General features: G+C 29.4%; 5 protein-coding genes. 4 read left to right on the top strand and 1 reads right to left on the bottom strand.

Annotation, left to right across the window (positions count from 1 at the left end; translation table 11 throughout):
* Window positions 1–156: 156 nt before the first annotated feature.
* Window positions 157–459, bottom strand: a complete 303-nt coding sequence (locus tag CI949_RS19525; protein WP_290769520.1) for an Rpn family recombination-promoting nuclease/putative transposase — start codon at window positions 457–459, stop codon at window positions 157–159.
* A 132-nt stretch (window positions 460–591) separates the two neighbouring features.
* Between CI949_RS19525 and CI949_RS19520 the strand changes: the two genes are divergently transcribed.
* The 4 genes from CI949_RS19520 to CI949_RS19505 form a co-directional block, all read left to right on the top strand.
* On the top strand, window positions 592–954 hold the full coding sequence (locus tag CI949_RS19520; protein ID WP_290769517.1) for a helix-turn-helix domain-containing protein: 363 nt from the start codon (window positions 592–594) through the stop codon (window positions 952–954).
* Window positions 955–963: 9 nt separating this feature from the next.
* Window positions 964–1,749 (top strand): ImmA/IrrE family metallo-endopeptidase, encoded by a 786-nt coding sequence (locus tag CI949_RS19515; protein WP_290769514.1) that lies wholly within the window; start codon window positions 964–966, stop codon window positions 1,747–1,749.
* Window positions 1,750–1,990: 241 nt separating this feature from the next.
* Complete coding sequence (locus CI949_RS19510) at window positions 1,991–2,266, top strand: hypothetical protein (protein ID WP_111570799.1); 276 nt, start codon at window positions 1,991–1,993, stop codon at window positions 2,264–2,266.
* The coding region (locus CI949_RS19505; protein ID WP_290769508.1) for a hypothetical protein at window positions 2,256–2,723 on the top strand (468 nt) is incomplete at its 3' end. The genes CI949_RS19510 and CI949_RS19505, both read left to right, overlap by 11 nt.

The raw sequence follows: 2,723 nt of genomic DNA, 5'->3' as shown, positions 1-2,723 counted from the left end.
TTAGATGGTAATAGTCTAAGTGCCTGAGTGCCTAGATTAGTAAGAATAATACTAGGATTATGCTATTAGAATGCATAGTCGGCTATCTCAGGAGGGCTGGTGGCACAGCCTGAAGTCGAAGTCATATTGGACTACTAGAAATAGACTATCCTCTAATCATTCGGCAACCTCGCAAGTTTCTTTTAGGAATCCTCGTTCGTGACAATAGGAACAGGCGAGGAGGATGTCAACTTCCTCACGCAATTTATCAGCTGTGGACATTAAAATTTCACTCCTTTCGGGGATAATTAAATTAAATTTCACATCTATATTATACCTCTTTCCCCCATGGTGAATCAAGAAAGTTATGATCACTGGCAGTTTGACAGAATTGTTTTGTTTTAAAAAGGATTGACAATCCATCATGTATTTCAGCAGTTGAAGCGAGACTTCTTTATCTGGGTAGCTCTTGTGTTCAATTAAATCCAGGCTAATTCTAGATGTAATTTTGTAAACAAAACATTTACATATCTATTAATTTATAAAATAAAGTAAACAAATAATTGCTAAAAGCAGCTTTAAGTGTTATAATTGCAGTAGGAGGTGTTAAGAGTGAAAGATTTAAATAGAATTGTAGGTCAGAAAATACAAATAAAATTAGATGAAATATCAATGAGCCAAACTGATTTAGCTGAAAGATTAGGGACCTCACGTCAAATGATTAATAAGATTATACATGGTAGAAAAAATATTACTCTTACAGAAATTAAAGAAATTGCTCAAATATTAAACCTTGATGTTAATGAACTAATGGAAGAAGATCAAGAATTATCAGAAGATCCTGTAGTTGCATTTATGGGCAGTGTGAAGACGAAAGCAGCAGAGGAAGGCTTAAAAACAGCTAAAAAAGCAATGGATTTAATAATATTTCACCGTGACATCCAGGAAGAATTTAACAACATACTAAATGAGTAGGTGAATGAATTGATTATTTTAGATAAAACAATTAAGAAAGTTAGTCCTGATATTTTTAAAGCAGTAGAAAAAGAGGTGCTATATTTTCAAAATGAATTTGTAGGTTCCGATGATTTAATACTTCAGGATGATATTTTTAGAGTTTTAGAAAATATTGAGGATCTAAGCATTATTATGTTTCCTGTTGAAGATGAAGATTTTTGCGGCTTTTTGTTTGAATATCGGGGAGAAAACTTTATCTATATTAATACTTTTTTACCATTTGAAAAACAAATTTTTACTGCTGCTCTCGAACTATATCACTACTTAGTTAATGGAAAAAGAGAATTTTTAGATTTAGAAACAATCGATGAGGATAAAGAACTTGATCTAGAAGAAAGTAAAGCTAATCTCTTTGCAGCATTATTATTGGTGCCTAAAGATGTTTTAAACAAACAGCTTAATCTTTTGAAAATAAAAAAATCTGCTGATCTAACTATATTGAAAATAATAAAGTTAATGGATATTTTTGCAGTGCCGTTCAAAACGATTATTTTAAGATTATTTGAAATTGAATTATTAACTGAAAAAGAAACAAGAGATTGGCTTGATATTGCTGCTCGCAATCCAGAAAGAGGAATTCTATATCAAATAAAAAAACACAAAATTGGAGAGAGATGGCAGAAAAGAACAAAGCATGTGAAATTGAGTAATTTAAAAGCTCTAATAATTGATAATGATGAAATGGAACTCTTACCAGAAGAAAAAATCAATAAGGATCTGTCTTTTTTGGCTGGGGTAGATGTCGATGAATAAATGGACGCAAAAAAAAGAGTATCGAAGACTGTTTCCTTAAGATTAGATATTTCTATAGAATTTTAGGCATTTCCAGATAAAGAGATATTCTCGCATTATTTTTAGGTTTAAACTGATATTATTAAAGGTATTTTTTTATTTTTAGTGAATTAATTAAACAATAGGTAATCTTTTTTGATTTTAAGGTCTAATCTGTTGTATAATAAGTTATAGGTTATAAACTTGCTAAAGGAGGATGAATATGAAGATAAATAAAGTTACAGAACCTAAATATTCCTCTAATCAACTTAAAGAATTTGAAGAAAAATATGGGTTCAGTTCTGAATATTTTTATTTTCATTATAAACAAGATGAAAATATTATTGATGATGATTATGAAGCGGCAAAATGGGCGTTTGAGTATGAAGTTAATCAGAAATCAAAAAAACCAAGCGAATATGAGATGAACGATGAAGAAGACGGCTTATATTCAAGGTCGTCTTTTTTTCTATTTAGGACCTGGTTGTATGGGTGTTAATGTTGAAATATATTTAATGAAATTGAATGATTTTTTATCTGATAGTAGGATCATAGAAAATGAAAATTTAGAAATAGAACAAAGATTAAACACAAATGGAGAATTAATTGCTTTGTCATTTAAAGAAAAAAGTAGAATTAAATTTATTAATGGATTTGAATTAATTATAAATAATGAATTTGGTCATATAGATAATGAGATATATGAGGTTCAAGAATACAACTATCATTATAATGCACCTAATGATTTTTTTAGATTTGAAAGCAAACCGGAGCCCCATATAAATGACAGTAATGATATTCATTGGATATATAATAATAATTCCCCTTTCCATAATTCGAGTCTTGAAGTTAGAAGAACAAGATTGCAAACTGAACAACTTAATTTATTTATAGTATTAAACTCAAACTTCGCACTTGTAAAAGTGCTTTTGCACCTTGAAATTTCAATATTTTCT

It is taken from the genome of Halanaerobium sp., from assembly GCF_003070835.1.
This window is presented reverse-complemented; position numbering and strand designations above follow the sequence as displayed.